Raw genomic sequence first — 25,723 nt, forward strand, 5'->3', positions numbered from 1 at the left:
TGCGGGGCGCATACTGGTTCCAATGACAAAGTCAGCAGTACCTCGCCGCCATTTGCCGTCCAGCCCGTTCAAGGCCCCCGTGGAGCAGCCCATCCGGCAGTTCAACGTCGGCGACCGGGTTACCCACGATGAGCACGGCCTCGGCCGTGTCGTCGGAATCGAGGAGGGGATCGCTGTTCTCGTCGACTTCGGTTCGGTTCAGAAGCGAATCCTGAGTCCCTACACCAAGATGGCCGCGCTCTGAGGCCACCGGGCGATTCGCGAGCGAATCGGATATTTGGCACGATCGGTGCATGATCTTTCGGAACGTGCCCCGATCGTTGCTGCGTTTGCTGGGGGCCCTGTTCCTTTGTGCCGCGCTGGTCGGTGCGGTGGGTTGTGGCGGGTCGAAACCCGTACCTGCCGCCGCCAGTGCGAGTGCCTCCGCCGTCCCGGGGTGGGCGAAGGGGATGGCCACCGTACGGGCCGACGGGCTGCCGCAGCAGGCCCGTGACGTGCTCGCGCTCATCGACAAGGGCGGGCCGTACCCCTACCGGCAGGACGGCACGGTCTTCGGGAACTTCGAGAAGGCCCTGCCCAAGCAGAAACGTGGCTACTACCACGAGTACACCGTGCGGACGCCGGGAGAGCGTGATCGCGGAGCCCGGCGGATCGTGACGGGTGAGGGTGGGGAGTTCTACTACACGGACGACCACTACGACACCTTCAAGGCGGTTCTCCGATGAGCCTGGACCCGCAGCCGCTCGCCCCGGCACTCGAAACCGCCGAAGCCGCGGGCTGGACGACCGTCCGGCTGGACCTGCGGGGGGTACGGGGCAAGGCCGAGCTGATGCGGCGGTGCGGGGATGCCTTGCGGCTGCCGGAGTGGGTCGGCGGGAACTGGGATGCCTTGGCCGACGCGTTGCGGGACCTGTCGTGGCTCCCGGGTGCCGGGGGGCGGCTGTTGGCCATCAGCTCTTGGCGTGGGTATGCCGGTGCCCGGCCGGGCGAGTGGGAGACGCTGGTCGAGGTGCTGGAGGAGGCCGTGGATTTCTGGCGGGAGCCGGATCCTGGCGGTGGCGGCGGGCCGGAGCTGGTGGTGGTGCTGGCCGAGGGCGAGGCCGGGCCCGGGCCGGTTGCCGGGGCTCCGCCCCGGACCCCGCGCCTCAAACGCCGGCGGGGCTGAAAGAGCGCCTCAAACGCCGGCGGGGCTGGGTGAGGCCGGTGGGGCTGAAGAGCGCCTCGAATGCCGGCGGGGCTGGGTGAGGCCGGCGGGGCTGAAAGAGCGCCTCAAACGCCGGCGGGGCTGGGTGGGGCCCGCGGGGCTGGGTGAGGACCGCGGGGCTGGGTTGGTGGAGGGGGCACGCCCGAGGCCTGCCCCCTCGTTGAGTCAGTCCTGCGGGGTGTTCGGGACCCAGGGTGGGGTTTGGCCCCAGGACCAGACCGGGATCTTGGCCGCGTCGACCGGGGGCGGGTTGGGGCCCGAGTAGATCAGGGCCATGCGGGTGCCCCACTCGATGTAGTAGGCGAACACCCCCCGGAATTCCGGGTCCGTCGGCAGGCCGACCTCGTCGGCCGTGTCCATCAGCAGGTCCACCCAGCGGCGGCGCTGCTCTTCGGTGATCGCCCGGCCCAGGTGCTTGGTGGCCATGTGCTGGTGGCCGCCGTGGTGGGCGGTGTAGTCCGAGGGGCCGCCGAAGACCTCCGACAGCCAGACCGCGACGTGCTGCGGGTGTTCCGAGTCCATGCCGGCGAAGACCGGGGCCAGGATCTCGTCCTGCAGGGCGTGGGTGTAGAAGGCGTCCGTGAGGCGGTTCATCGCCTCCGCTCCGCCCATCCACTCGTAGATGGTGGGTGTGGTGCTCATCGGTCTCCGGCGGCCTTTCCCGTGCCCACGACGCCCGTCACGAGGTAGTGCTGCATCTCCTCGATGGCCGTCACGTACGGACGGATCGCGTTGAAGAAGGCCGGGAAGTGCTCGCCCTTGCGGAACCCGCCCAGGTGGGCCTCGATCGAGGTCCAGCGGATCCTGAGGATGTAGCGCTCCTTCTCCTCGTCGCAGCGGGCCAGCTCGTAGTCGATGCACTCGGGCGAAGCGGCCAGGGACTCGGCGGCCCGGGCGTACGCGTCCTCGAAGGCCGACTGGTCGTCCAATGCGATCCGGTAGCGGATGTATTCGACGGTGGTGGTCATGGGTGCGTGCCTCTCCCTGGGTGTAGGTCGTCGCCAGCCTTACGCGATCACGCGCCGCCGTGGGGCGGAATCGTCATTCGGACTCGGACTTCATGGAGTCGGTGGGTTCTGAGATGTCGGGGCCCTGGGCGCGGACCCGCTGGACCTTGTCCAGGGAGTCGCGCAGCTCGGTCAGCCACTCGTCCGTGTTGCGGCCGACGAGGCGGACGCACCAGGCGAGGGCGTCGGCCCGGCTGCGGGCCACGCCGCCGGCGACCAGGGTGTCGAGGACCTGGCGTTCGGACTGGCGCAGGCGGGTCATCACCGGGACGGCGAGGTGGGTGAACAGGGTCGTCTCCTCACCCACCCGCACGCCCCAGGCAACCTTGCGGCGGTAGAGCTCCTCGGCCTCGCGGGCCACTTCGATGCGCTGTTCGCGGGTGCGTTCGCGGAATTCCTTGACCGATTCGGTCGCCGGTATGACACCGACGACCGTGATCTCCTCGCGGTCGAGGGTGACCGAGTCCAGGGACTCGTAGACGTCGACCGGCAGGCGCTCGGCGAACCACGCGCGGAGCTGTTCGCTCTGTTCGGCTGTAATCATGTAATCAACGTTGCATCCGTTGCGGCCTTGATCGCAAGGCTCGCGGCGTTCGCTCTCAGCCCATCGAGCGATAGCGGTGGATCAGCGAGACGGCCATCGCGCCCTCGCCGACCCCCGAGGCGACCCGTTTGACCGAGTGGGCGCGGACGTCGCCCGCCGCGAAGACTCCGGGGACGCTCGTCTCCAGGGGGTACGGGGCGCGCTCCAGGCTCCACTCGGCCGGGAGCTCGCCGCCGTTCGAGATCAGGTCCGAGCCGGTGAGGACGAAGCCGTACTCGTCGCGCTCGACGACGCCCGTGAGCCAGTCGGTGTGCGGGCGGGCGCCGATGAAGGTGAACATGAAGCGGGCCGGGATCTCGGTGTCCTCGCCCGTGTCCGCGTCGTGGAGGGTGAGGCGTTCGAGGTGCTCCTCGCCGTCCAGCCGGACCACCGTCGTACGCACCTTCACCTCGATGTTCGGGGTGCGGTCGATCTCGTCGATCAGGTAGCGGGACATGCTCGCGTCCAGGGAGGCCGCGCGGACCAGGATCGTCACGCGGGCGGCGTACTTCGCGAAGTGCACCGCCGCCTGGCCGGCGGAATTGGCCCCGCCGACGATGAACACGTGCTGCGAGATGCAGGCCGAGCTCTCCGTGGTGGCCGCGCCGTAGTAGAGGCCGGCCCCCTCGAAGCGGTCCGCGCCGGGGGCGTCGAGGCGGTTGTACGAGACCCCGGTGGCCAGCAGCACCGTCTCGGCGGAGATCTCCGTGCCGTCCGCCAGGGTCAGGATCTTGGCCGGGTCGTCCCGGGTCAGCGAGACCACCTCCACGGGGTGCAGGATCTCGGCGCCGAACCGGGAGGCCTGGATGGTGGCCCGGCGGGTCAGGTCGCCGCCCGAGAGGCCCGAGGGGAAGCCGAGGTAGTTCTCGATCAGGCTGGACGTGCCCGCCTGGCCGCCCGGGGCGCGGGAGTCCAGCATGAGGGTCGACAGGCCCTCCGAGGCCGAGTAGACGCCCGCCGCCAGGCCCGCCGGGCCCGCGCCGACGATGACGCACTCGTAGTGCGGGCGGGAGGCGGTGGTGGCCAGGCCCAGGCGCTGGGCGAGCTGGGTGTCGGTCGGGGCCGAGAGGACCGAACCGTCGGGGAAGCGGACGAGGGGGAGCGCCCCGTCGGGCTGGGCGGCGATCAGGGTCAGCGCCTCGGGGTCCCGCTCGACGTTGAGGAAGCGGAACGGCTGGCCGTTGCGGGTGAAGAAGTCCCGCACGGCGTGGGTGCCGGGGGAGACGAGGTGGCCGGCGACGATGATCCCGTCGTACGCCGGCCGGTAGGTGGCCAGCCAGTCCGACAGCAGGTCGTCCAGGACCGGGAAGAGCCGCTCGTGCGGCGGGTCCCAGGGCTTGAGCAGGTAGTAGTCCAGCCGGACCCGGTTGATGGCGGTGATCGCGGCGTCGGTCTCCGCGTAGGCCGTCAGCAGGACGCGGCGGGCGTCCGGGAAGCGGCTGACCGCCTCCAGCAGGAACTCGACGCCGGTCACGTCCGGCATGCGCTGGTCCACGAGGAACAGCGCCGGGTCGTGGCCGCGTTCGTCGAGGGAGTCCAGGATCTTCAGGGCGTCGGCCGCCGAGGAGGCGCCGAGCACCCGGTAGCGGTCACCGTAGGCGCTGCGCAGGTCGCGGCGGACGGCGCGCAGCACCTGCGGGTCGTCGTCCACGGCGAGGATGACCGGCTTCTTGTGCTCCGCGCGTTCGGCGGCCGCGGCTGCCGAGGTGGTGGCGGCGGCGGAACGCTCCGGGGCCGCGCTCATGCCGGGTCCAGCATCAGCTGGTCGGCGTAGCACCAGGCCCAGTCCTCGCCGGGCTCGTGGGAGGCCGCGATCGCGTGCTCGGTGGTCCGGTAGTGCCGGGTGGCGTGACGGTTCCTCGACGAGTCGCAGCATCCGACGTGCCCGCAGCTGAGGCACATCCGCAGGTGCACCCAGGTGTCGCCGGCGATGAGGCACTCCTCGCAGCCCACGGCCGTGGGTTTCACCGGACGTATCTGATCGATGTGTGTGCACAACAGGTCCATCGTCATCGTCCCCGTCCCTCTCCTCGTGCTCTTGCCCGTGCCGTAGCTCGCGCTGTCACTCGTTCATCGAATCGGCTCGTACGCCCGTGATTCACGGCGCGTCCAGACGATAGGGCGGAGCCGTCGGAATGGTTCATCGATTCGGCCGAAGTCAGGTAGTCCTGAAGCTACTTCATGACGTCTGCGCACGACTTCCTGAGGTGCCGCCACGACCTGGCCCGCTACCTCACGAAGTCGCATGCCAGCGCTTTGACGAAGCCCCTGGGCACGGCCAGTGTGGGGGACGCCAACGACAACAGGCGGCGCCTGGAGGAATACGTGAGCAGAAAGATTCTGGTCATTGTCTCCGAACACGGTTACTGGGCCGAGGAACTGATAGGCCCCGTATCGAAGTTCGACGAGCGGGGCTACGAGGTCATATTCGCCACGCCGACCGGAAAGCGTGCACACGCTCTTCCGCCGAGCCTCGACGCGAACTACATCGATCCCCCGCTGGGACGCTCGGTGACCACCGAGGAGAACGCCCGGCTGGGGCGGGAGTTCGAGCAGTCGAGCCGGCTGGACTCGCCGCTCGACATCGAGGCGTGGGTCCCCGAGCGTCCGTACACGAGCGACGAGGGCTATCTGCCCAAGCTGGAGCAGTACCACCGCGATCTCGACAAACTCGACGCCGACATCGCCGGATACGACGCGATCCTCATCGTCGGCGGCAGCGGCCCGATCGCGGACCTCGCCAACAACGAGCGCGTGCACGCCTTGATCCTGGCCTTCCGGAAGGCCGGCAAGGTCGTCGCCGCCGAGTGCTACGGCGTCGCCTGCCTGGCCTTCGCCCGGGACTGGGGCGACCGCAGGAGCATCATCTGGGGCAAGCACGTGACCGGCCACTGCAAGGAGTACGACTACAAGGACGGCACCGGATTCCTCGGTACCGACTTCAACATGGGGCCGCCGCCGTATCCGCTGGAATACATCCTGCGTGACGCGACGGGCCCGCGCGGCGCGTACCACGGGAACTTCGGCAAGCCGGTGTCGGTCATCGTCGATTTCCCCTTCGTCACCGGACGTTCCACCCCCGACTCATATCTCACGGGGCAGAAGATCGTGGAAGTCCTGGAGGACGGTCTCACCCGATACGGCTGGTGATCCCGGAGGCCGCAGGGAAATCGGAGAGTTGAGGGGGAAGTCATGGAAGCCACTCCCGGACGGGAAAGGCTGATCGAGCAGTTCAAGGCCGACGGCCTGAATGTGATGTTCGGAAATCCGGGGACGGTGGAACAGGGATTCCTCGACGCGGTGGACGCGGCGGAGGACTTCCACTACATCCTCGCCCTCCAGGAGACCGTGGCCGCCGGCATCGCCGACGGGTACGCCCGGGCGACCGGCGGCGCGGCCCTGCTCCAGCTGCACTCCGGCGTCGGCCTGGGCAACGGCATCGGCATGCTCTACCAGTCGCTGCGCGGCCACACCCCGCTCGTCGTGGTCGCCGGCGACGCAGGGGTGCGCTACGACGCCATGGACGCGCAGATGGCCTCCGACCTGGTGGCCATGGCCAAGCCGGTGACCAAGTACGCGACCCGGGTCACCGACCGGCACTCGGTCCTGCGCACCATCCGGCGGGCCGTGAAGATCGCGCTCACCCCGCCCCGCGGGCCCGTGTTCGTGGCGCTGCCCATGGACGTGCTGGACGAGCTCAACTCCGAGCCCGTCCTGCCCTCCACGGAGGTGCTCACCGACGTGTCGCCCTCGCCGGCCTCGGTGGGGCGGGCGGCCGAGCTGCTTGCCTCCGCCGAGCGGCCGGTCGTCCTGGTCGGGGACGGGGTCGCGCTCTCCGGGGCGCAGAACGAGCTCGTCGCCGTCGCCGAGCTGCTGGGCGCCGACGTGTACGAGGTCGACTCGTCCGAGGTGAACATCGCGGCCTCGCACCCGCTGCGGCGGGGCCAGACCGGGCACATGTTCGGCCCGCACAGCAAGGAGCTCGTCGGGGACGCCGACGGGGTGCTGATCGTCGGCACCTATGTCTTCCCGGAGGTCTTCCCCGAGCTGGAGAGCCCCTTCCGGGCGGGCGCCAAGGTCGTCCACATCGACCTCAACGCCTACGAGATCGCCAAGAACCACCCGGTGGACCTGGGCCTGGCCGCGGATCCCAAGCAGGCGCTGCGCGCGTTGGCCGGCGTACTGGAGCGGATCCTCGGCCCGCAGGGGCGGGCCGCGGCGGCCGCGCGCCTCGACGTACGGACCCGGGAGCGGGTCCGCGAGGTGCGGGAGGCGCGGTCGGCCACGGACGACGGCACGCCGATGGCCGTCTTCCTCAGGACCCTGGCCGAGCGCACCGGCGGGGACCTGATCGTCTTCGACGAGGCGCTGACCACCTCGCCGCTGGTCACCCGGTACCTGCCGGCGGAGCGCCCCGGCGACTACCACCTCACCCGGGGCGGCTCGCTCGGCGTGGGCTTCCCGGGCGCGGTCGGGGCCAAGCTGGCCCGTCCGGACCGGCTGGTGGTCGGCTTCGCGGGCGACGGCGGGTCCATGTACACGTACCAGGCGCTGTGGACGGCGGCCCGGCACGGCATCGACGCCAAGTTCGTGGTGTGCAACAACCGCAAGTACCGGCTGCTGGACGACAACATCGCCCAGTACTGGCGGGAGCGGGACATCCCGGAGCACGGCTTCCCGGGTTCCTTCGACCTCTCCCACCCCGAGATCGACTTCGCCGGGCTGGCCCGGTCGCTCGGCGCCGGCGGGATGCGCGTGGAGAAGCCGGACGAGGCGGTCGCCGCCGTGGGCCGGATGCTGTCCCACCCCGGACCGTTCCTCGTCGACATCCAGATCTGACAGCTGACACAGCCATCCGACGCAAGGCCCCGTACGGACAGGAGGAGACCGCATGCCCGCCGAGCGGCAGCTGACCGAGGACGCGATCCGCAGTTTCGCCGAGAACTGGTACGTGGCGCTGGACCAGCACGTGGGTCTGGACGACGTGCTCGCCCTGATCACCGAGGACCTGGAGTTCAAGGTCCCCGAGGACACCTTCCTCGGACACGAGGGGTTCGGCCGCTGGTACGAGGCCGTCACCCACCGCTTCTTCGACGAGGTGCACACCGTCACGAAGGTGGAGCCCGTCATCGAGGGCGACCGGGCGGTCGTCCGGGTCCTCGTCAACTGGCAGGCCAAGATCTGGGACCCGCCGGCCGCCCGCAGCCAGTGGCTCGGCTTCGACGCCGACCAGACCTGGACGGTCGTGGCCGGTCCGGACGGACCGCTGATCAAGCAGTACACCGTCAACGACCTGGCGCCGATGCCCGGTTCCGGCTCGCTCTGAGCGCCGGCGAAGGAGAAGCGACGATGACCGAAGTGACACGCGAGCGGGTCGAGGCGGCCTACGCCGCCCTCGGCTCCGGCGACCGGGCGCGCATCCTGGAGTACTACTCCGAGGACCTGCGCTGGCTGGTGCCGGGCAGCCACCCGCTGGCCGGCTGGTACGAGAGCCTGGACGCCTTCCTGGAGCTGATGGGGCAGACCCACAAGCTCACGGGCGGCACCTTCCGGATGGACATCCAGGCGGTCCTCGTCGGCGAGGACTGCAGCGCCGACGTGTGCCGCAACGTGGCCCTGCGGGACGGCGCGGACGAGACGAGCACGTCCCCGTACGAGCGGATGGACTACCCGGTCTTCCACTTCATGCGGTGGCGCGGCGGCCGGATCGTCGAGGGCCGCGACGGGCTCTTCGGGGACTCGGCGACCGCCTTCAGCCAGTTCTGGGCGCCGTTCGCGCCGGACGGAACCCGCAGGGACCGATAGGGGGTTGAGCGCGATGGACCGACACGAGAGCCACACCGAAATCCTTCGGAAGTACTACGAGTACGCCAACGCCGGGGACTGGGACCGCTGGTGCGACCTGTTCGCCGACGACCAGGTGATGGACGAGCAGCTCGCCGGCCACATCGAGGGCCTGGACGTGCTGCGCTCGATGATGAAGGGCATGGGCACGATGTACCGGGTCTTCCGGAACGAGCCCGTGCACTTCGTCGTCGACGGCGAGAAGGCCGCGGCCGTCTCGCACCTGACCGCGGTCAGCGCCTCGGGCGAGGCCATCGAGGCCGAGGTCATGAACTTCTTCCGGATCGTGGACGGAAAGATCGCCTACATGGCGAACTACCACGACACGGTTCCCTTCCAGGTGCTGAGCCAGGGCTGAGGGGGGATCCGTGAGCGTCGAAGAGTACGACTACATCGTCGTGGGATCCGGCACCGCCGGCAGCGTGCTGGCGGACCGGCTCTCCGAGGACCCGGACGTCTCCGTCCTGGTCCTGGAGGCGGGCGGCTCCCGCATCCCGCCCGAGGTGGACGATCCGTCCTCCTGGTACAAGCTCCTCGGCGGGCCGGTGGACTGGGGCTACACCAGCACCCCGCAGCCCGGACTCGACGGCCGCCGCACGTACGAACCGCGCGGCAAGGCCCCCGGCGGCAGCAGCAACCTCTACATCATGATGCACATCCGGGGCCACGCCTCGGACTTCGACAACTGGGCCTACCAGGGCGCCGCCGGCTGGTCCCACGAGGACGTGCTGCCCTACTTCGCCCTGCTGGAGGGCCAGGAGGACGCCACCGCCGCCACCACGGGCACCCGGGGCCCGCAGCGGATCACCAACGCCGGGCGGCACGGCCCCAACCCGGTCTCCCGCGCCTTCATCGACGCCGCCGTCGAGCTGGGCCACCAGGAGATCGACGACTTCAACACCGACGGCCCCCGGCGCGGCCTCTTCGGCACCGGCTGGCACCACATCGACGTGGCCGACGGCCGCCGCCAGGGCGCTCTCGCCGCCTACCTGGAGCCGGCGCTGCGGCGCGCCAATCTGACCCTGCGCACCAACGCGCAGAGCACCCGGCTGCTGTTCGACGGGGACACCTGCACGGGCGTCGAGTACGTCCAGCTGAAGGCTTCCGCCACGCTTTCGGACAGCGACGTCCCGGGCCGGACCGTCCGGGACGGCCACAGCAGCGTCGCTCCGCCCGGGACGCACACCGTACGGGCCCGCCGCGAGGTGATCGTGGCGGCCGGGGCGATCGAGTCCCCGAAGCTGCTGCTGCTCTCCGGCATCGGCCACCCCGAGCAGCTGCGCGAGCACGGCATCGAGGTCACCGCGGCCCTGCCCGGGGTCGGCGAGAACTTCCACAACCACGTCCTGACCGGGCTGATGGCCGAGGTCACCCAGGAGCTGCCGCCGCCGGCGCAGAACCTGTCGGAGAGCGCTCTATTCCTGTCCTCGCAGCCCGGGCTGCCCGCCCCCGACCTGCAGATCGCCTTCGTCCACGTGCCGTTCGACGTGATCGTCGGCCAGGACCACCCCAACACGGTGTCGATCCTGCCCGGTGTCGTACGGCCCGTCTCGCGCGGCTGGATCAAGCTGGCGAGCGCCGATCCGCTGGCCCACCCGCTGATCAACCCGAACTACCTGGGCGACCGGTGGGACCTGGAACGGATGGTGCAGGGCGTCAAGATCGCCCGGGAGATCTTCGCGACCTCCGCCTTCTCCCCGTGGTACAAGCAGGAGCTCCAGCCCGGCCCGGGCTACGTGGGCGACGACGACCTGCGGACCTTCGTGAAGCAGAAGTCGGAGAGCTACCACCACCAGGCCGGCTCCTGCCGCATGGGCATCGACGACCTCTCCGTCGTCGACCCCGAGCTGCGGGTGCACGGCGTACGGAACCTGCGCGTGGTCGACGCGAGCGTGATGCCCGCGGTCCCGTCCGGCAACTGCCACACCGCCATCGCGATGATCGCCGAGCGCGCGGCGGACTTCCTGAAGGGAGCCTCCCGTGTCTGACGCGGTGCTGCGCGAGGGCGCGCTGTCCGGGACCCGGATCGCGGTCCTGGTCGAGAGCGACTACTACGAGCCGGAGATCTTCTACTACCAGCGCCGCTTCGCCGAGGAGGGCGCCGAGGTCGACTTCCTGACCCGGCTGTGGGGCAACGACTCCATCACCTTCACCGGGCACGAGTACCGGGCGCCCTTCACGGCCACGCAGTCCCTGGAGGGACTGGGCGACGCGGAGCTGCGCCGGTACGCGGCGATCATCGTGCCCTCCGGCATGGTGGCCGACCGGCTGCGCTACACCGAGGACGTGGACGTCCTCGCCCCGGCGACCGAGCTGCTGCGCCGGGCCTTCGAGGAGCCGACGGTCCTCAAGGGGATCATCTGCCACGGCATGTGGCTGGCCTCCTCGATCCCGGACAAGATCCGCGGCCGCAAGGTGGTCTGCCACAACAACCTCATCGGTGACGTCCGGAACATGGGCGGGGAGTACGTCGACGAGGACGTGGTGGTCGACGGGGACCTGGTCACCGGCCGCACCGGAGCCCACCACCACCTGTTCGCCCGCCGGATCATCGAACTGATCGCGGCCGGCCGGGGCCGGGGAGCCGGCTGATGGCCGCCGGGCTGCGGTGGTCCCACGTAGGACTGAACTGCACGGACCAGAAGACCACCGAGGAGTTCTACACCCGGTACTTCGGCTTCGCCCGGGCCCGGGTGGTCGACCTCGGGGAGACGCAGATCGTGTTCCTGCGCAAGGGGGACGCGTACCTGGAGCTCTTCGCGGCCGGCGAGACCGGCCCGGCCCGCCCGGCGAACGACGACGGCCCGCAGGCCCCCGGCCGCATGCGCCATCTGGCCTTCCAGACCGACAGCGTGGACGCGTTCCTGGCCGAGCTGGGCGACGCGGCGGAAGTGACCCTGGGACCACTGGACTTCGACGACTTCATCTGCGGCTGGCGGACCGTGTGGGTCCGCGATCCCGACGGGGTCATCGTCGAGGTCAGCCAGGGATACGAGGACGACGGCTCTCACGACAAGGACGGTGCGTGACCCATGGCTGACGCCGTGACCTTCTCCTTCTCCGACACGATCGCGGGATACGTCACCCGCTTCGACTCCGGGGCCCGGCTGCTGAGGCTGAAGACCTCCGACGGGCGCGAGTTCGACGTCTCCCTCGCCGGTGACCCCAGCGCCGAGCTGGTCCGCAACCTGGACGAGCCCTACATCGACGCCTCCGGGCACATCGACGAGATGCTCTCGCCCGGACGGTTCCTCTTCGTCTACGGCGTCCACTACCCGGAGCGCGGCGGACGCTTCGACGCCAAGCGCCTGGTCTTCCTGGGCCGCGGGGCCGAGGACTACCGCTTCGAGGAGCCCAGCTGGTGGATCAAGCAGATCGAATCCCTGGCCGACTTCTACAAGCGGGCGCAGTTCGGCGACGGGCCGGTGGACTTCACCGAGTACCGCACCGAGATCCGGCTCGGCGGTGACAAGACCGCCAGCCACGTCCAGGAGACCGACACGATCTCCCGCCTGGTCTACGGCATGGCCTCGGCCTACCTGCTGACCGGCAAGGACGAGTACCTGGAGGTCGCCGAGCGCGGCACCGAGTACCTGCGCAAGCACATGCGGGTCGTGGACAGCGAGGAGGACGTGGTCTTCTGGTACCACGGCATCAGCGTCGACGGGGACAGCGAGCGCAAGCTCTTCACCTCGGAGTTCTCCGACGACTACGACGCGATCCCGATGTACGAGCAGATCTACGCGCTGGCCGGCCCCATCCAGACGTACCGGGTCACCGGTGACATCCGGATCAAGAACGACGCGGACGCCACCATCAGGCTGTTCGACAAGTTCTTCTTCGACCCGGAGCAGGGCGGCTACTACTCGCACATCGACCCGATCCTCTTCAGCGCCGACCACGAGTCCCTCGGTGAGAACGCCGAGCGCAAGAACTGGAACTCGGTCGGCGACCACGCGCCCGCCTACCTGATCAACCTGTACCTGGCGACCGGCGACCAGAAGTACGCCGACTTCCTCGAGTACACCTTCGACACCATCGCGGACAAGTTCCCGGACTACAAGAACAGCCCCTTCGTCCAGGAGCGCTTCTTCCGCGACTGGTCGCACGACACCGCGCACAGCTGGCAGCAGAACCGCGCGGTGGTCGGCCACAACCTGAAGATCGCCTGGAACCTGATGCGGATGAACTCGCTGAAGGCCAAGCCGGAGTACGAGCAGCTCGCCAAGAAGATCGGCGAGATCATGCCGGCGGTCGGCAGCGACGTGCAGCGCGGCGGCTGGTACGACGTCGTCGAGCGGATCAAGTCCACCAACGAGGACGGGCAGGAGGCGTACCGGTTCGCCTGGCACGACCGCAAGGCCTGGTGGCAGCAGGAGCAGGCGATCCTCGCCTACCTCATCCTGAACGGCACGGTCGGCGGCGACGCGAACCTGCGCGAGGCCCGGCAGGCCCAGGCCTTCTACAACACCTTCTTCCTCGACCACGACGAGGGAGCCGTCTACTTCAACGTGCTCGCCAGCGGTACGCCGTACCTGCTCGGCACCGAGCGGCTCAAGGGCAGCCACTCGATGTCCATGTACCACTCGGCGGAGCTCTGCTACCTCTCCGCCGTCTACAACAACCTGCTCATCAACGGCCGGGAGATGGACTTCCACTTCCAGCCCGACCCGACGAACCTGCCCGACCGCGTCCTGCGCGTCTCGCCCGACCTGCTTCCCGCCGGTTCGGTGCGGATCGCGTCCGTGGAGATCGACGAGAAGCCGTACACCGACTTCGACGCCGATGCCCTCACCGTGCGGCTGCCCGACGTGCAGGGCCGCGTGAAGGTCAAGGTCCGGCTGCGTCCAGTGGCCAAGAAGTAGCGCTCAACGGGGGGCGCCCCAACCAGAGGGGAATGCAATGACTCTCAACGTCAAGGAACGCCGGAACAAGACGGGCACCGTGCTCGTCGCCACCGGCGAGATCAACAGCGAGACATCCGGATCGCTGCTCCAGGCACTGCTGCCGCTGGTCCGCGAGGGCAAGCCGCTCAAGATCGACCTCACGGCGGTCTCCTACGTCTCCAGCGCGGGCCTGCGCACCCTGCTCGTGGTCTACCGCGAGGCGCAGCACGCCGGCGTCGCGGTCACCCTCTACGGGGTGAGCGAGGAAGTCCGGTTCGTCATGTCGGCCACCGGGTTCCTCGACTTCTTCGAGACCGGCGAGGCCGTCGCCGCGGCTGCCAAGGCCAAGGCCAAGGCCGCGCGATGAGCGAGACCCGGTCCGAGCAGGTGCTGCGCGTCGACGCGTACCCGACCCACGAGGTGGGCGGGTACCGCGTCCGCGCCGGCAAACCGTTCCCCTTCGGGGCCAACGTGGTCCCCGGCGGGGTCAGCTTCTCCGTCTTCTCCGACCAGGCCACCTCCATGACCCTGGTCATCTTCAAGCGCGGAGAACCCGAGCCGATGGCCGAACTGGAGTTCCCCGAGGAATTCCGCACCGGCAGCGTCTTCGCCATGACCGTCTTCGGCCTCGACCACGAGAACATCGAGTACGGGTACCGGGCCGACGGCCCCTACGACCCGGTCACCGGCCACCGCTTCGACGCCCGGCAAGTGCTCTCCGACCCGTACGCCCGGCTGATCGCGGGCCGGGACGTGTGGGGCGTGGAGCCCGACCGCAGCCGCGGCTACCAGTACCGCTCCCGCGTCTGCCTCCAGGACTTCGACTGGGGCGACGACACCCCGCTGGGCATCCCCGCCGAGGACCTCGTCGTGTACGAGACCCACGTGCGCGGCTTCACCCGGCACCCGTCCTCGCAGGTCACCGCACCCGGCACGTTCGCGGGGCTGCGCGAGAAGATCCCGTACCTGAAGGAACTCGGGATCAACTGCATCGAGCTGCTGCCGGTGTTCGAGTTCGACGAGAGCGACAACCCGCGCAGCAACCCGGAGACGGGCGAGCAGCTCTTCGACTACTGGGGCTACAACACCGTCTCGTTCTTCGCTCCCAAGGCCGGCTACGCGGCCACCGGACGCTACGGCATGCAGGGCGACGAGTTCCGCACCCTGATCAAGGACCTGCACGCGGCCGGCATCGAGGTCATCCTCGACGTCGTCTTCAACCACACCGCCGAGGGCAACGAGCAGGGCCCGACGATCTCCTTCAAGGGGCTCGACAACGCCACGTACTACATGCTCACGCCCGAGGGGTACTACTTCAACTTCAGCGGCACCGGCAACACCGTCAACTGCAACCACCCCGTCGTGCGCAACTACGTGCTCGACTGCCTGCGCCACTGGGTCGCCGACTACCACATCGACGGCTTCCGCTTCGACCTGGCAGCCATCCTCGGCCGGGCCCTGGACGGCACCCCGCTGCCCAACCCGCCGCTGCTGGAACTGCTCGCCTACGACCCGGTCCTGCGGCACACCAAGCTCATCGCCGAGGCCTGGGACGCCGGCGGCCTCTACGAGGTCGGCAACTTCCCGGCGTACGGCCGCTGGGCCGAGTGGAACGGCAAGTACCGCGACACCGTGCGCAGCTTCCTCAAGGGCGACCCCGGCGTCACCGGCGAGCTGGCCACCCGGATCGCCGGCTCGCCCGACCTGTACGCCACCCGCGGCACCGCGGCCTCGGTCAACTTCCTGACCGCGCACGACGGTTTCACCCTCGCCGACCTGGTCTCCTACAACGACAAGCACAACGAGGCCAACGGCGAGAACAACGGCGACGGTGCCAACGACAACAACAGCTGGAACTGCGGCGCCGAGGGACCCACCGACGACCCGGAGATCAACGCGCTGCGCACCCGGCAGATGAAGAACGCCCTGGCGATCCTCTTCACCAGCCAGGGCATCCCGATGCTGCTGGCCGGGGACGAGGTCGCGCGCACCCAGCAGGGCAACAACAACACCTACTGCCAGGACAACGAGCTCTCCTGGTTCGACTGGGACCAGGTCGACGACAACGCCGAACTGCTCCGGTTCACGCGGGAGATGATCGAGTTCCGCAAGCACCACCGCGAACTGCGCTCCACCGCCCACCCCACCGGGCAGGTCCGCGAGAACCTGGGCCTGCCGGACATCAGCTGGCACGGGGAGCGGGCCTGGCAGCCCGACTGGTCGGCCGAGAGCCGGCTGCTGGCGGTGGCCCGCTGCGGAACCGGCGACGACGACGTGGTGTACGTGGCCATGAACGCGCACTGGGAGTCGCACGACCTGGAACTGCCCGCCCTGCCGGGAGGCCGGAGCTGGCACCTGTTCGCCGACACCGGGGCCGAAGCACCGTACGACATCCGCACCCCCGGGGCCGAGCAGGAGCTGGACAACGCCGGCAAGTACCTGATCGGCCCGCGCTCGGTCGTGATCCTGGTGGGCCGTACGAACGTTTCCGGCGACCTCGACACGCCCTGACCGAAGGAGACCTGACATGCCGCTTTCCGTGTCCCTGAGCATCGAGGGCGACACCACCGTGATCGAACTGACGGGCGAGCTGGACGCCAAGACCGCGCCGGACTTCCACCGGACCATCGAGAAGGCCGCCGGCCACGGCACCCAGACCGTCGAGATCAGGATGGCCGGCGTCGGCTACATGGCCAGCGCCGGACTGCGCTCCCTGGTCTTCGCCCAGCAGAAGGTCGCGAACGACGTCACCATCAAGGTGGTCGGTGCCATCGAGCCCGTGTCCCGGACCATCCGGACCGCCGGGCTCGACCGGAGCATCGTTCTCTCCGATGAGTGACCACCGTGACTGACATGGTCGAACTGGCGAGGACGTCCTGCGTACTGGAAGTGCCCGCAACGGTGGGGGCACTGGGCGAAATCGCCACGTTCGTCCTACGGCTGGCCGGAACGGCGCGCCTGGACAAGGGCGCCACCTACCGGCTCCGGCTGGCCGTGGACGAACTGGCCACGAACGTCGTGATGCACGGGTACCGGGGCGGCGACGGACGGATCACCGTCCGCGGCCGCTCCGGCCCGGGCGGGGTGCAGATCGTCATCGAGGACACCGCACCCCCCTTCGACCCCGTCGAAGGCCGCCTGCCGCCCGCCCCCGGGGTCCCCCCGGAGGAACGGCGGATCGGCGGCCTCGGCATCCACCTGGCGCTGACCAGCGTGGACGAGTTCGGCTATGCGCACAGGGACGGCCGCAACATCAGCACCCTGACTGTGAAGGCTGAGGGGACGGACCGATGCCCTCCACGACCGTGATCATCCTCGACGTGTACCCGCCACCGCCGCCCGAGCTGCTCGACGCTCTGCGGACGATGGACGCGGCACTCGTCACCCGCTCCCTGACGGAGCTGCGCGAAGGCGCGCTGGAACTGCTGCCCGTCGCGGACGTGCTGCTCGCCCCGGCCGAGTCCGACGGGGAGGCGGTACGGATGGCCGTACGCCGACTGCGCCGCTGGGCCGGGGCCCCCATCGTGGTCGTCTGGACCGTGACGGAGTTCGCCGCCCTGGAGGAGCACGTCCGGATCGGACACGACTACCTCGTACCGCCCTTCCTGCCCGCCCTCGTCGGGGCCCGGCTGCACAGCTGCTCGGAGCGCGCCGGACTCGGCCGCACCCTGCGGGAGGCCGACGCCCGCGCCGAACTCATGGGCTACGAGAAGGAACTGGAGATCGGCCGGGAGATCCAGGCGGGCTTCCTGCCCGAATCGATGCCCGTCCCCGACGGCTGGGAGATCGACGTGCGGTTCCGTCCCGCCCGGCAGGTCGCCGGAGACTTCTACGACGTCTTCGAGATCTCCCGCGGCCGCCGGCTCGCCTTCGTCGTCGCCGACGTCTGCGACAAGGGGGTCGGAGCCGCGCTGTTCATGGCGCTCATCCGCTCCCTGCTGCGGCACACCGCGCAGAACAGCGGCCTGCAGCACCTGGTCGCCGCCGGCCGCGCCGGCGGCAGCCGCCGGATCCCGGTCGTCGGCGCCACCCCGCTGCTCAACGCGGTCACCGCCACCAACGGCTACCTCACCCGCAACCACCTGCGGCAGGGCTACTTCGCCACCCTCTTCTTCGGGGTGCTCGACCCGCTCACCGGCAGCCTCGTCTACATCAACGGCGGCCACAACCCGCCCCTGCTGCTGCCCGCCGACGGCAGCCCGCCCGTCGCCCTCCACATCACCGGACCGGCCGTCGGCATCCTGCCCGACTGCGTCTACACCCTCGGCTACGCCCAGCTCGACCCGGGCGACACCCTGTTCGCCTTCACCGACGGGGTCCCCGAGGCCCGCTGCCCGAACGGCAGCTTCCTCGGCGACGACCGCATGCTGGAACTGCTCGCCGGGCCACCGGTCAGCGGCAAGGACGTGGTCGACCGGATGGACCTGGCGGTGCGCGAGCACACCGGCACCGCCGAACAGCACGACGACGTCACCATGCTGGCCCTGCACCGGCCACGCGCGGCGCGGGGGCCGCGCGCGGACGGTGCCGGCACCCGGGTGGTGGCCTAGATGACCCGCACCATCGTCGTGCACTCGCACCGCGGTGGGACGGGCAAGTCCTCGGTACTGGCGAACCTCGCGCTGCTCCTCGCGGCCGAGGGGCGCCGGGTGGGGGTGGTCGACACCGATATCCAGTCACCCACCCTGGACCTGCTGTTCCGCCTGGGGCCCGGCCCCTCCCTGACCGACTACCTGCTCGGCCGCTGCGAGATCGAGGCCACCGCCCAGCAGACGGGTGCCGTCTCCGGTCAGGGGGGCCTGTACGTCGTACCGGCCCGGACCGGGACGGCCGCCCTGCGCGAGATCATGGCCGGGGGCTACGACGTGGGGCTGCTGCCGGAGGGCTTCGACCGGCTGGCCGCGCACTACGCCCTCGACGTGCTGCTGCTCGACACCCACGCCGGGCTCAACAACGAGTCGGTGACCGCCATGGCGAGCGCCGACGTACTGATGATCATGGCGCGGGCCGACCGGATCGACCTCTCCGGGGTCGAGGAGACCATCGCCCTCGCCGGTCGCCTGACCTGCCGGCGGACCCTGGTACTGAGCATGGCCCCCGAGGGCATCGACCGCGAAGCGGCCCGCCGGCGCTCCGAGGCGGTCTACGGGGCGCCACTGGCCGGAATCCTTCCCTACTCGCCGGAAATGGCGGCGCTGTACGGGGAACGCATATTTGCCGAAGCCCACCCCGACCACCCCCTGGTCGGTGAATTTCGCACCATCATCTCGGCGTTGGACGCACGTGACGAAGTATCGCGGGCCTGACGTCATCCCCCTATACGCCCCCTGCGGGTGGCGTGTTGAATCGGCAGCGAATCCAGAACAAGGAGAGAATCATGAAGATTCTCGTCGTCATGACGGCCAAAGCCACACTGCATCTGATCGACGGTGAACAGCACCCCTCGGGATTCTGGGCCGAGGAATTCGTCGTGCCCTTCTCGCTCTTCAAAGCGGCCGGCCACGACGTGGACGTGGCGACGATCGGAGGCCGGGCGCCGACGGTCGACCAGACGAGCATCGACCCCCAGTTCCTCCAGTGGGTCCGCCCCCAGGGTTCGCCGGACGAGGACGCGGCCAACGCCGCCGAATACGTCCGGGTCATCGAGAACACCCCCCAGCTGAGAGCCCCCATCGCACTGGAGGCCCTCACCGAGAAGGACATCACGGACTACGACGGGGTGTACGTCAGCGGCGGTCACGGCGCCATCGGTGACCTGCCCAAGTCCGACGAGCTCGCCCAGGTCCTGCGCTGGGTCATCGCGCAGGACAAACCGCTCGCCACCGTGTGCCACGGCCACACCTCGCTGCTCGCCCTGCGCGACGGCGAAGGCCGCTGGCCCTTCGAGGGCTACCGGATGACCGCCTTCTCGCACAGCGAGGAACTGGTCACCAACATGGCCGGCCGGCTCCCGCTGATCCTGGAAGTGGAACTCACCCGGCTCGGCGCCCGCTACGAGAAGGCCGAAGCCATCTGGGACTCGCACGTGGTCGTCGACCGCAAGCTGACGACCGGCCAGAACCCCTACTCCTCCAAGGCCCTCGCCGAGACCTTCTTGACGCAGCTCGCGAAGGGCTAGTACCGCCCCCCGCACCCGAAACCGGAAGGCAGCCATGACCAAGCGTGAGCTGAGCGGCCAGCCCCTCGCCAACCCCGGGAAACTGTTCATCGGCGGCGCCTGGGTCCCGGCCCAGGACGGCCGTACCGAACCGGACATCAGCCCCGTGGACGGGCAGGAGATCGTACCGGTGGCGCAGGCCGCCGCCGCCGACGCGGACGCGGCCGTCGCCGCCGCCCGCACGGCGTACGAGGAAGGCCCCTGGAGCAGACTGTCCGCCCAGGAGCGCGCGCTGCGGCTGAACCGGGTCGGTGAGCTCATCGAGCGCGACCTGGAGGAGATCGCCCTGCTGGAGACCGTGGACATGGGCAAGCCGTTCGCGTTCTCCAGCACGGTCGATGCCCCCATGGCCGCCCAGCTCATGCACTACTACGCCGGGGCCGTGACCCGCGTCGACGGCTCCTCGCGCGCCCCGGCCGGCGGCCAGCTCGCCTACACCCTGCGCGAACCGCTGGGCGTGGTCTGCGCCATCACCCCGTTCAACTTCCCGCTGCTGCTGTCGATGACGAAGATCGCACCGGCGCTCGCGGCGGGCAACACGGTGGTCCACAAGCCCTCCCCGGCCACCCCGCTGACCGCCCTGAAGATCGCCGAGCTCTTCCAGGAGGCGGAGATCCCCGACGGGGTGCTGAACGTCATCACCGGTCCGGGCGTGGAACTGGGGGAGACCCTCACCGGCCACCCCGACATCGACAAGATCGCCTTCACCGGTTCCACCTCGGTCGGCCAGACGATCATCCGCAAGGCGGCCGGCACCCTGAAGAAGGTGACGATGGAACTCGGCGGCAAGTCCGCCAACATCGTCTTCGCCGACGCCGACCTCGACGCCGCCGAGGAACTCGCCTTCTTCGGCATCTACTACAACAAGGGCGAGATCTGCACCGCCGGCTCCCGGCTGCTGCTGCAGCGCCCCATCCACGACGAGATGGTCGAACGCCTGGTCCGCCGGGCCGCCGGCCTCAAGCCCGGCGACCCGCGCGACCCGGCCACCCTCTTCGGACCGCTGGCCCACCGCGGACAGTTCGACAAGGTCAGCTCGTACATCGAGGTCGGCGAGAAGGAAGGCGCGGTCCTGCGCACCGGCGGCATCGGCTGGACCCCCGAGGGCGCCTCCAGTCAGGGCCTGTACTTCCTGCCGACCATCTTCACCGGCGTCGACAACGGCATGCGGATCGCCCAGGAGGAGATCTTCGGCCCGGTCCTGTCGATCATCCCCTTCGACACCGAGGAGGACGCCGTACGCATCGCCAACGACAGCGCGTACGGCCTCGCCGCCGGCGTCCACACCAAGGACCTGCGGCGCGCCCACCGGGTCGCCTCGCAGATCAAGGCCGGCACGGTCTGGGTCAATTGCTACAACCAGTACGACCCCGCCGTGCCCTACGGCGGCTACAAGGCCTCCGGCTACGGCCGCGAGTGCGGCCCCGAGTCGCTGGAGAGCTACACCCAGACCAAGTCGGTCTGGATCGGCATGGACTGAGAGCGCGACCGGGACCGCGAACGGGCCCGCGGCCGAGACCCGCGGCCGAGACCCGCGGCCGAGACCGCGAGCGAGACCCGCGAACGAGACCTGCGAACGAGACCCATTCCCGAGGAGCGGCAATGCGGACAGGCATCATCGGCACCGGGCGGATCGGCTCGACCCTGGCCAGGATCCTCGTGGCGGCAGGCCACCAGGTCGTCCTCGCCAACGCCCGGGGCCCGCAGACCCTCGGCCCGCTCGTGGCCGAACTGGGGCGGGCGGCCTCGGCGGCGCACCCCGCCGAGGCCGCCGACCGGGCCGAACTCCTGGTGCTGATGGTGCCCTTCGAACGCGTCCGCGGGCTGCTCCCGCCGTACGCCGTGCAGGACAAGGTGCTGGTGGACGCCACGAACGCGTTCGGCGGCCCCGGCACCCCCGCCGACCTCGGCGGGCGCGGCTCCAGCGACCTGGTCGCCGAGTGGTACCCCGACGCCCAGGTCGTCAAATCCCTGAACACCATGCATTTCGAAACCCTCGCCGTCGCCGGCACCGCCCCCGGAGAACGCCTGGCGCATTTCACCGCGGGCGACGACATGAAAGCGAAGGAAATCGTCGCGGGAATCATCACGGATCTGGGATTCGCACCCGTGGACACCGGCCCGTTGCACTCCGGAGGAATTCTCCAACAGCCCGGCGGGCCCCTTTTCAACCGGCCGCTCACGGAAGCGCAGGCGCTGGCATGGATATCACACTGAATGTGAACGGAAGACCCGAGCAGTTCTCGGCGCCGCCGAACGAACTGCTCGTGGAACGGCTCCGCGACGGCCTCGGGCTGACCGGCACCAAGGTCGGCTGCGACACCGGCCAGTGCGGCACCTGCGTCGTCCGCCTCGACGGCAGGTCCGTCAAGAGCTGCCTGGTCCTGACCGTCTCCGCCGCCGGCGGCGAGGTGGCCACCATCGAGGGCGAGACCACCCGCGGCGGTGAACTGTCGGGCCTCCAGGAAGCCCTGCGCCAGGAGCACGGCACCCAGTGCGGCTTCTGCACCCCCGGCATGGTCATGGCCCTCGGCGAACTCGTCGACTCCACCGCCGACGGCGAGGCCCCCACCGAACCCGAGATCCGCGAGTGGCTCACCGGCAACCTCTGCCGCTGCACCGGCTACCACAGCGTCGTACGGGGCGTGCAGCGCGCCTGCGCGGCCGCCCGCGCCGAGGCGCCCACCGGTGTTTCCGAGCCCGCCGCCGTCGCCGCGTCCACCGCTGCCGGACAGGAGGTGTGAGGGACATGACCGCAGTGACGGGGGAGGCCCCGGCCACGGGGAACGGCGTCCTCGGACAGCCGCTGGACAGCCGCGAGGATCCACAGCTGCTGCGCGGCGAGGCCACGTACGTGGCGGACATCGACCTGCCGGGCACCGCCCACATGGCCATCCTGGGCAGCCCGGTGGCGCACGCGAAGATCCTCTCCATCGAGACCAAGGCCGCCGAACAGCTGCCCGGCGTGCTCAAGGTGGCCACGGCCGCCGACTTCACCGACGTCATGCCGCTGCCCTGCATCTGGATCCCCGGCGGCGTCGAGAGCCACTTCCCGCCCCACCCCTACGGACTTCCCGGCGCCCGCCCGGTCCTCACCGGCGACACCGTGCGGCACGTGGGCGACCCCATCGCCGTGGTCGTCGCCGAGACCCCGCGCCAGGCCACCGCGGCGCTCGCCGCCATCGCCGTCGAGTACGAGCCGCTGCCCGTGGTCACCCGCGCCGACGAGGCGCTCGCCGAAGGCGCGCCGCAGCTGCACGAGGCCGTCCCGGGCAACCTGAACGCGTACTGGACCTGCGGCGACAAGGACCGCACCGACGCGGCCATCGCCGAGGCCGAGGTCACCGTCGAGCTCGACCTGGTCAACCAGCGCACCATCAACAGCCCCATCGAGCCGCGCGGCGCCGTCGGCGACTACAACGCGGCCACCGGCGAGTACACGCTCTACGCCACCACCCAGGGCCCGCACAACCACCGCTTCCTGCTCTCGGCGCTGGTCCTCGGCATCCCCTTCAACAAGCTCCGGGTGATCGCCCCGACCGTCGGCGGCAGCTTCGGCACCAAGGGGTACCTGTACCCCGACATGCCGCTCGTGCTGCTGCTGTCCAAGGCGCTCGGCCGGCCCGTGAAGTGGGTGGACACCCGCACCGGGCTGATGAACTCCACCGTCCAGGGCCGCGACCACCGCCAGCACGTGACGCTCGCCGGCACCCGCGACGGCCGGATCACCGCCGTGCGCTGCACCAGCTACGCCAACCTCGGCGCGTACCCCTCCACCATCGGCCCCGGTGTCGCCACCGCCCTGATGGGCCGCTCCATCAGCGGCATGTACGACATCGACGCCGCCTTCTGCGAGGTCTACGCCGCCTTCACCAACACCGTCTCGCTCGGCGCCCAGCGCGGCAGCGGACGCGCCGAGGCCGCCTTCCTCATGGAGCGCCTCGTCGACCGGTACGCCTCCGAGATCGGCATGGACCCGGCGGCCGTCCGCCGCAGGAACCTGGTGCCGAAGGAGAAGTTCCCGTACGACAACGGCCTCGGCTGGACCTACGACTCCGGGAACTACCAGCTGAACTTCGACAAGGCCATCGAGCTGTCCGGCTACGCCGACATGCCCGCCCGCAAGGCCGAGGCCCGCACCCGCGGCAAGCGGCTCGGCGTCGGCCTCGCCACCTACGTCGCGATCTGCGGGGTCGGCCCCTCCACCCGGATGTCCCAGGAGGGCATGCTCGGCGGCACCTGGGAGAGCGCGAACATCCGCGTTCACCCGACCGGCGAGGTCACCGTCATCGTGGGGTCCGCCTCCACCGGCCAGAGCCACGGCACGGTCTTCGCCCAGGTCGCCGCCGACGAGCTCGGCATCGACCCGGACACCGTCCAGGTCCTGGAAGGCGACACGCAGAAGGCCCCCTACGGGCAGGGCACCTACGGTTCCCGCTCCTACAGCATGGCCGCGCCCGCCGTCGCCCTCACCGCCCGCAAGATCAAGAGCAAGCTGATCCGGGCCGGCGCCGTCTTCCTCGGGGTCCCCGAGGACAAGGTCGTCTACGAGGGCGGCCGCGTCTACGAAGAGGGCAACGAGCAGAACACCAAGACCTTCGCCGAGCTGGCGATGTCCATGTGGTACGGCTGGGGGCTGCCCGCGGAGATCGAACCCGCCCTCGACGAGACCACCCACTTCGACCCGCCGGACTTCAACTACCCCTTCGGCACACACGTCGCGGTCGTCGAGGTCGACGAACTGACCGGCGAGACCGAGGTGGTGTCCTACACCGCCGTCGACGACGCCGGCCACATCGGCAACCCCAAGATCGTCCTCGGCCAGATCGAGGGCAGCATCACGCACGGCCTCGGCCAGGCGCTGATGGAGGCCGCCGTCTACGACGAACAGGGCCTGCTCATCAGCTCCGACCTGACCACGTACGCCCTGCCGCGCGCCGCCGACGTGCCGTTCTTCACGCTCGACAAGACCGTCACGCCCAGCCCGCACAACCCGCTCGGCGCCAAGGGCGCCGGCGAGATCGCCACCGTCCCGCCCGCCGCGGCCGTCGTCAACGCCGTCGTCGACGCCCTGTCCGACCTGGGCGTCCAGCACATCGACATGCCCCTCACCCCCGAGAAGGTCTGGCGCCGCCTGAGAGGGGAAGCCCAGTGATCCTCACCGAGTTCGACTACGTCCGGCCCGCCCGCCTCGACGAGGCTCTCACCCTGCTGTCCGGGACGCGCGGCGCCCGGATCCTGGCCGGAGGCCAGAGCCTGCTGCCCGACCTGCGCGCGGGAGCCGACCGGGCCGCGCTCCTGGTCGACATCCGGCGGCTGGAGGAGCTGCGCGGCGTCACGCGCACTCCCGACGGCACCCGGCTGCGGATCGGAGCCCTCACCACGCTCGCCGAGCTCGCCGCCGACCCGCTGGTGCTCGCCGAGGCCCCGGAACTGGCCGCCGCGGCCCGCGCCAACGGCGACCCCCAGGTCCGCAACCTCGGCACGGTCGGCGGCAACCTCGCCGCCACCGGGCGGGCCACCGACCTGCCGGTCGCCGCCATGGCCGCCGACGCCGTGGTCGAACTGACCGGCCCCGGCGGGCGGTCCACCCTGGCGGCCGAGGAGTTCGCCGCCGGCAGCGCGCCGACCGGTACCGTCCTCACCGCGCTGCTGGTGCCGGCCGCAGGCCCGGCCGCGGCCTTCGAGAAGACCGCCGACCGCGCCACCCGCTACCCGGTGTGCGCCACCGCCGTACGGATCACACCCGGCGGGCCGCGCATCGCCGTCACCGGGGCCACCTCCCGGCCCTTGCGGCTGCGCGGGGTCGAGGACCGGCTGCGCGGGGGCCCGTACGGCACGGAGGCCGTGCTCGCGGCCTTCCGCGCCGAACCCAGGGAGCTCTTCGTCCCCGGGCGCGGCACCTCGGCCGAGTACCTCGGTCATCTCGTGGGCGTTCTCACGGCCCGAGCCTTGCAGAGGGCCGAGCAGGCTCTCGACCGATAGCCCGAGACGGGCACACCACGGGGCCCGGCACGGGCCCCATCACGGGGGAGTTGAGTG

At 70.2% G+C, this 25,723-nt stretch carries 29 protein-coding genes; 24 read left to right on the forward strand and 5 right to left on the reverse strand.

All coding sequences use genetic code 11. The features are described 5' to 3' along the window. The first annotated feature begins 22 nt into the window (after window positions 1-22). Genes ACFY0D_RS22605 through ACFY0D_RS22615 form a run of 3 tightly spaced genes read left to right on the forward strand, consistent with a single transcriptional unit; the run spans window position 23 to window position 1,165 of the window. Entirely contained in the window at window positions 23-244 is a 222-nt protein-coding gene (locus tag ACFY0D_RS22605; protein WP_030012151.1) for a CarD family transcriptional regulator, read from the forward strand. Window positions 245-293: 49 nt separating this feature from the next. Continuing rightward, window positions 294-725, forward strand: a complete 432-nt coding sequence (locus ACFY0D_RS22610) for a ribonuclease domain-containing protein (RefSeq protein WP_390799865.1) — start codon at window positions 294-296, stop codon at window positions 723-725. Next, the gene (locus ACFY0D_RS22615; RefSeq protein WP_390799866.1) at window positions 722-1,165 is read left to right on the forward strand and encodes a barstar family protein; all 444 of its coding nucleotides are present in this window, start codon (window positions 722-724) and stop codon (window positions 1,163-1,165) included. The genes ACFY0D_RS22610 and ACFY0D_RS22615 overlap by 4 nt, the downstream gene beginning before the upstream one ends. 204 nt (window positions 1,166-1,369) lie before the next feature. On the opposite strand, the gene ACFY0D_RS22620 is transcribed toward ACFY0D_RS22615, so the two are convergent. The 5 genes from ACFY0D_RS22620 to ACFY0D_RS22640 form a co-directional block, all read right to left on the reverse strand. Further along, entirely contained in the window at window positions 1,370-1,846 is a 477-nt protein-coding gene (locus ACFY0D_RS22620) for a group II truncated hemoglobin (RefSeq protein ID WP_390799867.1), read from the reverse strand. Continuing rightward, window positions 1,843-2,172, reverse strand: a complete 330-nt coding sequence (locus tag ACFY0D_RS22625) for a putative quinol monooxygenase (protein WP_390799868.1) — start codon at window positions 2,170-2,172, stop codon at window positions 1,843-1,845. The genes ACFY0D_RS22620 and ACFY0D_RS22625 overlap by 4 nt, the downstream gene beginning before the upstream one ends. 73 nt (window positions 2,173-2,245) lie before the next feature. Continuing rightward, window positions 2,246-2,755 (reverse strand): hypothetical protein, encoded by a 510-nt coding sequence (locus tag ACFY0D_RS22630; protein ID WP_390799869.1) that lies wholly within the window; start codon window positions 2,753-2,755, stop codon window positions 2,246-2,248. 55 nt (window positions 2,756-2,810) lie between these two features. Next, on the reverse strand, window positions 2,811-4,538 hold the full coding sequence (locus ACFY0D_RS22635; protein ID WP_390799870.1) for an FAD-dependent oxidoreductase: 1,728 nt from the start codon (window positions 4,536-4,538) through the stop codon (window positions 2,811-2,813). Next, entirely contained in the window at window positions 4,535-4,801 is a 267-nt protein-coding gene (locus ACFY0D_RS22640) for a UBP-type zinc finger domain-containing protein (protein ID WP_033226151.1), read from the reverse strand. Before ACFY0D_RS22640 ends, ACFY0D_RS22635 begins: the two co-directional genes overlap by 4 nt. Window positions 4,802-5,119: 318 nt before the next feature. Between ACFY0D_RS22640 and ACFY0D_RS22645 the strand changes: the two genes are divergently transcribed. From ACFY0D_RS22645 to ACFY0D_RS22745, 21 genes are all read left to right on the forward strand, one after another. After that, window positions 5,120-5,944 carry a type 1 glutamine amidotransferase domain-containing protein gene (locus ACFY0D_RS22645; protein WP_053169639.1) on the forward strand — a complete coding sequence of 275 codons (825 nt, stop codon included), beginning with the start codon at window positions 5,120-5,122 and terminating at the stop codon, window positions 5,942-5,944. Window positions 5,945-5,986: 42 nt separating this feature from the next. Next, window positions 5,987-7,633, forward strand: a complete 1,647-nt coding sequence (locus ACFY0D_RS22650; RefSeq protein WP_390799871.1) for a thiamine pyrophosphate-binding protein — start codon at window positions 5,987-5,989, stop codon at window positions 7,631-7,633. A gap of 52 nt (window positions 7,634-7,685) precedes the next feature. Continuing rightward, a complete protein-coding gene (locus ACFY0D_RS22655) occupies window positions 7,686-8,120 on the forward strand; it encodes a nuclear transport factor 2 family protein (RefSeq protein WP_390799872.1) in 435 nt (144 codons plus the stop codon). A gap of 23 nt (window positions 8,121-8,143) precedes the next feature. Beyond that, window positions 8,144-8,599: a nuclear transport factor 2 family protein gene (locus ACFY0D_RS22660; protein ID WP_030008817.1), complete on the forward strand. Its 456-nt coding sequence runs from the start codon at window positions 8,144-8,146 to the stop codon at window positions 8,597-8,599. Window positions 8,600-8,612: 13 nt separating this feature from the next. Continuing rightward, the gene (locus ACFY0D_RS22665; RefSeq protein ID WP_351157529.1) at window positions 8,613-8,996 is read left to right on the forward strand and encodes a nuclear transport factor 2 family protein; all 384 of its coding nucleotides are present in this window, start codon (window positions 8,613-8,615) and stop codon (window positions 8,994-8,996) included. Between the two features lie 10 nt (window positions 8,997-9,006). Continuing rightward, a complete protein-coding gene (locus ACFY0D_RS22670) occupies window positions 9,007-10,626 on the forward strand; it encodes a GMC family oxidoreductase (RefSeq protein ID WP_390799873.1) in 1,620 nt (539 codons plus the stop codon). After that, window positions 10,619-11,230, forward strand: a complete 612-nt coding sequence (locus ACFY0D_RS22675) for a DJ-1/PfpI family protein (protein ID WP_390799874.1) — start codon at window positions 10,619-10,621, stop codon at window positions 11,228-11,230. Before ACFY0D_RS22670 ends, ACFY0D_RS22675 begins: the two co-directional genes overlap by 8 nt. Then, entirely contained in the window at window positions 11,230-11,667 is a 438-nt protein-coding gene (locus tag ACFY0D_RS22680; protein ID WP_390799875.1) for a VOC family protein, read from the forward strand. Before ACFY0D_RS22675 ends, ACFY0D_RS22680 begins: the two co-directional genes overlap by 1 nt. A 3-nt stretch (window positions 11,668-11,670) precedes the next feature. After that, the gene (locus ACFY0D_RS22685) at window positions 11,671-13,503 is read left to right on the forward strand and encodes an AGE family epimerase/isomerase (RefSeq protein WP_390799876.1); all 1,833 of its coding nucleotides are present in this window, start codon (window positions 11,671-11,673) and stop codon (window positions 13,501-13,503) included. A gap of 37 nt (window positions 13,504-13,540) precedes the next feature. Beyond that, window positions 13,541-13,891: an STAS domain-containing protein gene (locus ACFY0D_RS22690; protein ID WP_301372410.1), complete on the forward strand. Its 351-nt coding sequence runs from the start codon at window positions 13,541-13,543 to the stop codon at window positions 13,889-13,891. Beyond that, entirely contained in the window at window positions 13,888-16,035 is a 2,148-nt protein-coding gene (gene glgX / locus ACFY0D_RS22695) for a glycogen debranching protein GlgX (RefSeq protein WP_390799877.1), read from the forward strand. Before ACFY0D_RS22690 ends, glgX begins: the two co-directional genes overlap by 4 nt. 16 nt (window positions 16,036-16,051) lie before the next feature. Then, window positions 16,052-16,363 carry an STAS domain-containing protein gene (locus tag ACFY0D_RS22700; RefSeq protein ID WP_030008825.1) on the forward strand — a complete coding sequence of 104 codons (312 nt, stop codon included), beginning with the start codon at window positions 16,052-16,054 and terminating at the stop codon, window positions 16,361-16,363. Window positions 16,364-16,377: 14 nt separating this feature from the next. Next, window positions 16,378-16,833, forward strand: a complete 456-nt coding sequence (locus ACFY0D_RS22705) for an ATP-binding protein (RefSeq protein WP_390799911.1) — start codon at window positions 16,378-16,380, stop codon at window positions 16,831-16,833. Next, window positions 16,815-18,074 (forward strand): PP2C family protein-serine/threonine phosphatase, encoded by a 1,260-nt coding sequence (locus ACFY0D_RS22710; RefSeq protein ID WP_390799878.1) that lies wholly within the window; start codon window positions 16,815-16,817, stop codon window positions 18,072-18,074. The genes ACFY0D_RS22705 and ACFY0D_RS22710 overlap by 19 nt, the downstream gene beginning before the upstream one ends. After that, window positions 18,075-18,830, forward strand: coding sequence for a P-loop NTPase (locus ACFY0D_RS22715; RefSeq protein WP_390799879.1), 756 nt, complete (start codon window positions 18,075-18,077; stop codon window positions 18,828-18,830). It begins immediately after the preceding gene. A gap of 71 nt (window positions 18,831-18,901) precedes the next feature. Beyond that, a complete protein-coding gene (locus ACFY0D_RS22720; RefSeq protein ID WP_390799880.1) occupies window positions 18,902-19,642 on the forward strand; it encodes a type 1 glutamine amidotransferase domain-containing protein in 741 nt (246 codons plus the stop codon). Between the two features lie 34 nt (window positions 19,643-19,676). Beyond that, on the forward strand, window positions 19,677-21,161 hold the full coding sequence (locus tag ACFY0D_RS22725) for an aldehyde dehydrogenase family protein (protein WP_390799881.1): 1,485 nt from the start codon (window positions 19,677-19,679) through the stop codon (window positions 21,159-21,161). Next, the gene (locus ACFY0D_RS22730; protein ID WP_390799882.1) at window positions 21,098-21,898 is read left to right on the forward strand and encodes an NADPH-dependent F420 reductase; all 801 of its coding nucleotides are present in this window, start codon (window positions 21,098-21,100) and stop codon (window positions 21,896-21,898) included. Before ACFY0D_RS22725 ends, ACFY0D_RS22730 begins: the two co-directional genes overlap by 64 nt. Before the next feature lie 2 nt (window positions 21,899-21,900). Then, window positions 21,901-22,425, forward strand: a complete 525-nt coding sequence (locus tag ACFY0D_RS22735) for a (2Fe-2S)-binding protein (protein ID WP_390799883.1) — start codon at window positions 21,901-21,903, stop codon at window positions 22,423-22,425. Between the two features lie 5 nt (window positions 22,426-22,430). Further along, window positions 22,431-24,836 carry a xanthine dehydrogenase family protein molybdopterin-binding subunit gene (locus ACFY0D_RS22740; RefSeq protein WP_390799884.1) on the forward strand — a complete coding sequence of 802 codons (2,406 nt, stop codon included), beginning with the start codon at window positions 22,431-22,433 and terminating at the stop codon, window positions 24,834-24,836. Then, window positions 24,833-25,666 carry an FAD binding domain-containing protein gene (locus ACFY0D_RS22745; protein WP_390799885.1) on the forward strand — a complete coding sequence of 278 codons (834 nt, stop codon included), beginning with the start codon at window positions 24,833-24,835 and terminating at the stop codon, window positions 25,664-25,666. The genes ACFY0D_RS22740 and ACFY0D_RS22745 overlap by 4 nt, the downstream gene beginning before the upstream one ends. Window positions 25,667-25,723: the final 57 nt, after the last annotated feature.

Source organism: Streptomyces sp. NPDC001502, from assembly GCF_042894785.1.
In the GTDB taxonomy this organism is placed as follows: Bacteria; Actinomycetota; Actinomycetes; order Streptomycetales; family Streptomycetaceae; genus Streptomyces; species Streptomyces kutzneri.

Coding starts and splice junctions, on each gene's coding strand:
- ACFY0D_RS22605 (WP_030012151.1), top strand. CDS start 23: ATGACAAAGTCAGCAGTACCTCGCCGCCATTTGCCGTCCAGCCCGTTC.
- ACFY0D_RS22610 (WP_390799865.1), top strand. CDS start 294: ATGATCTTTCGGAACGTGCCCCGATCGTTGCTGCGTTTGCTGGGGGCC.
- ACFY0D_RS22615 (WP_390799866.1), top strand. CDS start 722: ATGAGCCTGGACCCGCAGCCGCTCGCCCCGGCACTCGAAACCGCCGAA.
- ACFY0D_RS22620 (WP_390799867.1), bottom strand. CDS start 1,846: ATGAGCACCACACCCACCATCTACGAGTGGATGGGCGGAGCGGAGGCG.
- ACFY0D_RS22625 (WP_390799868.1), bottom strand. CDS start 2,172: ATGACCACCACCGTCGAATACATCCGCTACCGGATCGCATTGGACGAC.
- ACFY0D_RS22630 (WP_390799869.1), bottom strand. CDS start 2,755: ATGATTACAGCCGAACAGAGCGAACAGCTCCGCGCGTGGTTCGCCGAG.
- ACFY0D_RS22635 (WP_390799870.1), bottom strand. CDS start 4,538: ATGAGCGCGGCCCCGGAGCGTTCCGCCGCCGCCACCACCTCGGCAGCC.
- ACFY0D_RS22640 (WP_033226151.1), bottom strand. CDS start 4,801: ATGGACCTGTTGTGCACACACATCGATCAGATACGTCCGGTGAAACCC.
- ACFY0D_RS22650 (WP_390799871.1), top strand. CDS start 5,987: ATGGAAGCCACTCCCGGACGGGAAAGGCTGATCGAGCAGTTCAAGGCC.
- ACFY0D_RS22655 (WP_390799872.1), top strand. CDS start 7,686: ATGCCCGCCGAGCGGCAGCTGACCGAGGACGCGATCCGCAGTTTCGCC.
- ACFY0D_RS22660 (WP_030008817.1), top strand. CDS start 8,144: ATGACCGAAGTGACACGCGAGCGGGTCGAGGCGGCCTACGCCGCCCTC.
- ACFY0D_RS22665 (WP_351157529.1), top strand. CDS start 8,613: ATGGACCGACACGAGAGCCACACCGAAATCCTTCGGAAGTACTACGAG.
- ACFY0D_RS22680 (WP_390799875.1), top strand. CDS start 11,230: ATGGCCGCCGGGCTGCGGTGGTCCCACGTAGGACTGAACTGCACGGAC.
- ACFY0D_RS22685 (WP_390799876.1), top strand. CDS start 11,671: ATGGCTGACGCCGTGACCTTCTCCTTCTCCGACACGATCGCGGGATAC.
- ACFY0D_RS22690 (WP_301372410.1), top strand. CDS start 13,541: ATGACTCTCAACGTCAAGGAACGCCGGAACAAGACGGGCACCGTGCTC.
- glgX (WP_390799877.1), top strand. CDS start 13,888: ATGAGCGAGACCCGGTCCGAGCAGGTGCTGCGCGTCGACGCGTACCCG.
- ACFY0D_RS22700 (WP_030008825.1), top strand. CDS start 16,052: ATGCCGCTTTCCGTGTCCCTGAGCATCGAGGGCGACACCACCGTGATC.
- ACFY0D_RS22705 (WP_390799911.1), top strand. CDS start 16,378: ATGGTCGAACTGGCGAGGACGTCCTGCGTACTGGAAGTGCCCGCAACG.
- ACFY0D_RS22710 (WP_390799878.1), top strand. CDS start 16,815: ATGCCCTCCACGACCGTGATCATCCTCGACGTGTACCCGCCACCGCCG.
- ACFY0D_RS22715 (WP_390799879.1), top strand. CDS start 18,075: ATGACCCGCACCATCGTCGTGCACTCGCACCGCGGTGGGACGGGCAAG.
- ACFY0D_RS22720 (WP_390799880.1), top strand. CDS start 18,902: ATGAAGATTCTCGTCGTCATGACGGCCAAAGCCACACTGCATCTGATC.
- ACFY0D_RS22725 (WP_390799881.1), top strand. CDS start 19,677: ATGACCAAGCGTGAGCTGAGCGGCCAGCCCCTCGCCAACCCCGGGAAA.
- ACFY0D_RS22740 (WP_390799884.1), top strand. CDS start 22,431: ATGACCGCAGTGACGGGGGAGGCCCCGGCCACGGGGAACGGCGTCCTC.